The sequence below is a fragment of the Streptomyces sp. CO7 genome, from assembly GCF_053474865.1.
The window spans coordinates 1,137,834-1,142,899 of sequence record NZ_JBRIOU010000002.1; the positions used below are offsets into that span (position 1 = coordinate 1,137,834).

5 protein-coding genes are annotated in these 5,066 nt (G+C 72.8%); 3 read left to right on the top strand and 2 right to left on the bottom strand.

The features are described 5' to 3' along the window. The first annotated feature begins 536 nt into the window (after positions 1-536). Positions 537-632 (top strand): putative leader peptide, encoded by a 96-nt coding sequence (locus tag ACOV8S_RS07090; protein WP_448316762.1) that lies wholly within the window; start codon positions 537-539, stop codon positions 630-632. Between the two features lie 287 nt (positions 633-919). Beyond that, positions 920-2,338: a sulfatase family protein gene (locus tag ACOV8S_RS07095; protein WP_448316764.1), complete on the top strand. Its 1,419-nt coding sequence runs from the start codon at positions 920-922 to the stop codon at positions 2,336-2,338. Between the two features lie 52 nt (positions 2,339-2,390). On the opposite strand, the gene ACOV8S_RS07100 is transcribed toward ACOV8S_RS07095, so the two are convergent. Both ACOV8S_RS07100 and ACOV8S_RS07105 read right to left on the bottom strand, forming a co-directional pair. Continuing rightward, positions 2,391-3,074, bottom strand: a complete 684-nt coding sequence (locus tag ACOV8S_RS07100) for an HAD family hydrolase (RefSeq protein WP_448316765.1) — start codon at positions 3,072-3,074, stop codon at positions 2,391-2,393. Positions 3,075-3,175: 101 nt separating this feature from the next. Continuing rightward, positions 3,176-3,862 (bottom strand): LysE family translocator, encoded by a 687-nt coding sequence (locus tag ACOV8S_RS07105; protein ID WP_448316767.1) that lies wholly within the window; start codon positions 3,860-3,862, stop codon positions 3,176-3,178. A 459-nt stretch (positions 3,863-4,321) separates the two neighbouring features. Here ACOV8S_RS07105 and ACOV8S_RS07110 point away from each other — a divergent pair, with 459 nt between their 5' ends. Next, on the top strand, positions 4,322-4,708 hold the full coding sequence (locus ACOV8S_RS07110) for a peptidoglycan-binding domain-containing protein (RefSeq protein ID WP_448316768.1): 387 nt from the start codon (positions 4,322-4,324) through the stop codon (positions 4,706-4,708). Positions 4,709-5,066: the final 358 nt, after the last annotated feature.

Consider the following 5,066-nt stretch of genomic DNA (forward strand, 5'->3'; position numbering starts at 1 on the left):
GTCCGTGGTTCCTGGCTCTGCCCGGTGTCCGCCCGCCGCTCCTGGCGCCGTCCCGAGTCCGTCCGCCGCCTACCGCCCGCTCCCGCGTCCCCGCTGCTCCGTGGCCCTCTCGTGCCCGCCTGCGGGCGCGTGCCCTCGACGGCGCTCCCGCGCGGCCCGTCGCCCCGGCCCGCGCCCTGCGACGACGCGGCCCCGTCACGCCCCCGCGGCGCGGGGGCGGCCGGCCTGCCGGAGCCTCCCGGCCGACCGGGACGCGTCTGCCCGTCACCGCCGTCGAGGGGCGCCCGTTCGCGTCCACCCCCGGACGAGTACCTACCGTGCTGTGCGGACACCGCTCACCCCTGTCGATCGACGAACACCTCCCGCGTGCGCGGCGGTGGCGCCGGGGAGTGGTCGTCATCCTCCCAGACCGGTCCCGCACCCACCGGCCGCGTCGCACCGTGCCTGAGCGGTGGTCAGAAACGCACGGTGCGGCCCGTCCCATGGACCGGACACCAGGTTGACGCGTCCACCACCCCCTGGCATCGTCCCTGCCCATGAGGTCCAAGGCTGCTGATCCACAGGCGATCGTCGCGCTCGTAGCGCGCCGTCACGTCGACCTGTGCCGCCAGTCCAGCGCCATCTGTCGCTGACCCTCCGGGGCCCGTCTCCCGGTTCTCCAGCCGCCCCCCGCAGGGGTCCGGTCCGCATGCCGTCTCCGGCGCGGTGACCGACCTCCACGTCTGCCAGGACCGCCCGTCCCGGCGTAGGCGATGAGACCGCTCCCGCAACGAGCCTTCGCGTCCCTCTGACCCGCTGCGCTCCGAGGTCTGTGGCTCCGCGTCTCCCGGGCCGGAATCCACCACGCCTCTCGTACTCCTTCCTTCACCCTTCCCCCTGTCGCGCCCTCTTCCAGGGCGCGCCGTCCTGAGGAATCGGCATGCCTGAAATATCCCGTCGTCTCTTCGGTGGCCTGGTCGGCGCGGGCGCGGTCGGCGCCGTCGCCGGCACCACCGTCACCGCCGAGGCCGGCACCGTCGCCCCCGCAGCGGATGCACCCGCCGAGCGGCCGTTCCGGGCACGTCCCGGACACGGCTCGGGCAGACGGCCCAACATCCTGTTCATCCTCGGGGACGACCTCGGCTGGGCCGATCTGTCCGTGTACGGGGCCCCGCACATCAGGACGCCCCACCTGGACCGGCTCGCCGCGCAGGGGGTGCGCTTCACCAACGCCTACTCCGGCTCGGCCACCTGCTCGCCGACCCGCTTCAGCCTCTACACCGGCCGCTACCCCGGCCGCACCAAGGGCGGCCTGGCCGAGCCGATCGGCAACCGGTCCCAGGGCCTGGACCCCAACCACCCCACCCTGGCGTCCCTGCTGAAGAAGGCCGGCTACGCCACCGCGCTGATCGGCAAGTGGCACTGCGGCTGGCTGCCGGACCACAGCCCCACCCGGTCGGGCTGGGACGAGTTCTTCGGCAACTTCGGCGGCGCGCTGGAGTACTTCTCCAAGCTGGGCCAGCTCGGCGACTACGACCTCTACGAGGGCGACGCCACCTACAAGGACCTCCGCTACTACACCACCGTCCTCACCGAGCGCGCCGTCGACTACGTTCGCCGCGACCACGACAGCCCCTGGCTGCTGAACCTCAACTTCACCACCCCGCACTGGCCCTGGATCGGCGAGGACGACGAGGAGGCCGCCGCGGAGATCGCCGACCGGATCCGCGCCGGAGACGTCCTCGGGGGACTCCGTCACGACGACGGCGGCTCCGTGGAGAAGTACCGGGAGATGGTCGAGAACCTCGACGCCTCCGTGGGCAAGGTGCTCGACGCGCTGCGCCGCTCCGGCCAGGAGAAGAACACCGTCGTCGTCTTCGCCAGCGACAACGGCGGCGAGCGCTTCTCCTACCAATGGCCGCTGAGCGGCGCCAAGTCGGAGCTGCTCGAGGGCGGCATCCGGGTGCCGACCATCCTGCGCTGGCCGGACCGGATCGACGCACGCCAGGTCAGCCACGAGCCGGTCTACTCCCCGGACTGGACGGCGACCCTGCTGGAGCTCGGCGGCGCCCGGCCCGACCCGGCCCACCCCCTGGACGGTCACAGCTTCGCCGGGTACCTGCTGCGCGGCGAGCAGCTGCCTGAACGCGACCTGTTCTGGCGGGTCCGCGGCAACCGGGCGCTGCGCCGGGGCGACTGGAAGTACTACCGGGACGCGGCGGGCAAGGACCACCTGTTCGACCTGGCCGCCGACCAGCGTGAGCAGGCGGACCTCGCCAGGCAACGACCGGAACTGCTCGCGGAGTTGCGGGCCGCCTGGGAGAGGACCGACGCGGAGCTGCTGCCCTACCCCTCCTGAGCCCAGCGGGTCCTCCCGCCACCGCGGGAGGACCCGCCCCCGGCGCGCCGCGTCAGCGGGGCGTCGCCCGGCGCGGCAGGTCGCGGGCCCAGCGGAGCAGCCCGGGGTCGTCGAGGGCCGCGCCACGCCAGTCGCGGGGGAGGGCGGTGCCGGGCAGGGACGGGACGAAGGCGACGAACAGCCCGGCGGCGCGTGCCGCCCGGGCGCCGGTGGCCGAGTCCTCGAAGGCGACACAGGCCTCGGGGGCGGCCCCGAGCGCCTCGCACGCCGCGAGGTAGAGGTCCGGGGCCGGCTTGGGGGAGGGCACCTCGTCGGCCGCGAAGGAATGCTCGAAGTACCGCGCCAGGCCGGCGGATTCCAGCGCGGCGTCCACCAACTCCCGCGGACTGTTGCTCGCCACGGCGACGGGCACGGCCGCCCGGCAGGCCCGCACCAGTTCCGCCGCCCCCGGGAGAGCGGCGGCGCCCCGCGCCAGTTCCACCCGCACGCGCGACAGGAGTTCGGCGGCCAGGTGCGGACCGGCGCCGGGCCGGCCGAAGTACGTGGCCATGACCTCCGCCGCGGCCTCCACGGTCCGGCCGACGACCAGCGCCTTCTGCTCGGGCCCGAACGGGTGCCCGTGCTCGGCGAAGACGGCCGACTCCACGACGCTCCAGCAGCTCTCCGTGTCGACGAGCAGGCCGTCGCAGTCGAAGACCACTGCCTCGGGGGCGAGGGGCAGGGGGCCAGGGCGCACGGGATGTCCTCTCGAGGCGGCTGCCGGTCCCGTCGACGACAGAACCGGCACCGGGAAGGGGGAAGGGGTGAAGGAAGGGACGGACGACCTTCGTCCGCGCGTCAGTCCTGCAGCGCCAGCCGCACACCGAAGACGGCGACGACCGCACCGGTGACGCGGTCGAGCCGACGACGCACCACGGGCCGCTGCAACTGGTGCCGGACCGTGTGGGCGAGGGCGATCAGCGCACACGCCCACAGCACCCCCAGCAGGATGTGCACGCCGGTGAGCAACACCCCCGCGGCCAGGTGCGGAGCGTCGGCGGGGATGAACTGCGGAAGCAGCGCCACGTAGAAGGCGCCGACCTTCGGGTTCAGGAGGTTGGTCGCCGCGCCCTGACGCCAGCCGCCGGAGAACGTGTCCCGCTCGCCCGCCCCGGCGCCGGCCGACGTGCCGGTCTCGTGGCCGGTCTCCCGCCCGGTCTGCGTCCCGGTGCGGGCGGCCGTCGCGCCTCCGGGCCGTCGGGTGGCCCACAGCATCCTGGCCCCCGTCCACACCAGGTACGCGGCCCCGGCCCAGCGGAGGGTCCGGTAGGCGACCTCGGACGCCGTCAGCAACGCGGTGACCCCGAGCGAGGTGAGCACGCCCCAGGCGAGCGTGCCGCTCTGGATACCGAGGACCACACCCCAGGCGCGGCGACGGTGACCGACCGCGGCGGTCCGCAGGACGAGCGCGGTGTCCAGGCCGGGGGTGAGGGTGAGCAGCCCCACCATCACCGTGAAGGTCCACAGGGCGTCTACAGCGATCATGAGCGCTCACCCTAGAGGTGAGGCGCTCGCACCTCCAGTTTCCTGCCCGATATCGGGCAGGATTCGCGAGTTCGGTCGCGCCTCGAGGTCGCCGCCGCCGGTGGGCGGCGGTGCGGTGCCGCAGCCGAAGACGGGGCGGCGCTTTCGCGGCGCGGTATGACATTTGTTCATGCCTTTTTCTGTCGCACAGTGCCATTCTTCGGTCGCATTGTCCAGACCTTTTGTGCTCGCCCCGATGGCCCGTACGGACGCCCCGGCAATTCGAGCCATCGCACTGCCCGGGCGCTCCTTCTGGCGCCCGCCCTGAACTGCGGACCAAGGCTTTCGTGCCGGACCGGAACACAAAGATCGCGTCATGCCGTCAGGCGCCCCTTGCCATTCAGGAGAGCGATTGAAAGGGTTTGCGTCGCGGCGAGTAAATGCACGGAGTTTCGCCACGCCGCTCAGGAAATCGCCTCTTTGTCGAAAGGTCATGACGATGGAGCTCGCAGCCTCGCCGCCACGGCAGTGCTCGCCGCCGTCCTCGCCGTCGGCGCGACGGTGACGGCCGGACCCGAATCCGTCGCACCGGCCGGCGCCGTCGCTCCTGCCGAGGCCGCCGGCTGGGAGTGCGGCTACGACCACCGCGCCACACCCCCCACCGTCTCCTACGGATCCGACGGCCGGACCGTCCGCGAGGCGCAGTGCCTGCTGGTCTCCTTGGGTTACGGCGTGGGCTCCTCCGGCATAGACGGCCGGTTCGGCCCGGCCACCCGGTCGGCGGTCCGCGCCTTCCAGTCCGACCACGGGCTGGCCGTCGACGGCATCGTCGGCCCTCGCACCTGGCACGGGCTGAGAAACTACTGAGGTCCGCGGTCAGGAAGGCAGGAGACCACCACATCTTCGGGTGGCATCGGGTCTCCGCGGGACATTCTCCTTCGCTCGCGCGAAAACCACCTGGGGGAGCGCCGTACAGGCATCGGCATCCAGTCGAAGGCGCCGACTTCAGGTGACTCGCCGGAGTGCGGGAGGATAGCCGTCCCACGCGTTGCGGTGACGAACCACGATCGCGCCGACGACACGGGGGATCCCGGGGAATCGCCGCACCATTCCGTCCGCCGTGAAGGCGGAACGGAATTCTCCCGTCGCTCGGCCGGCAATGACGGGGAACGGCAACTCGTCCGGTCCGCATCGAACATCTCCGACCGGAGGAGACCTCCCGATC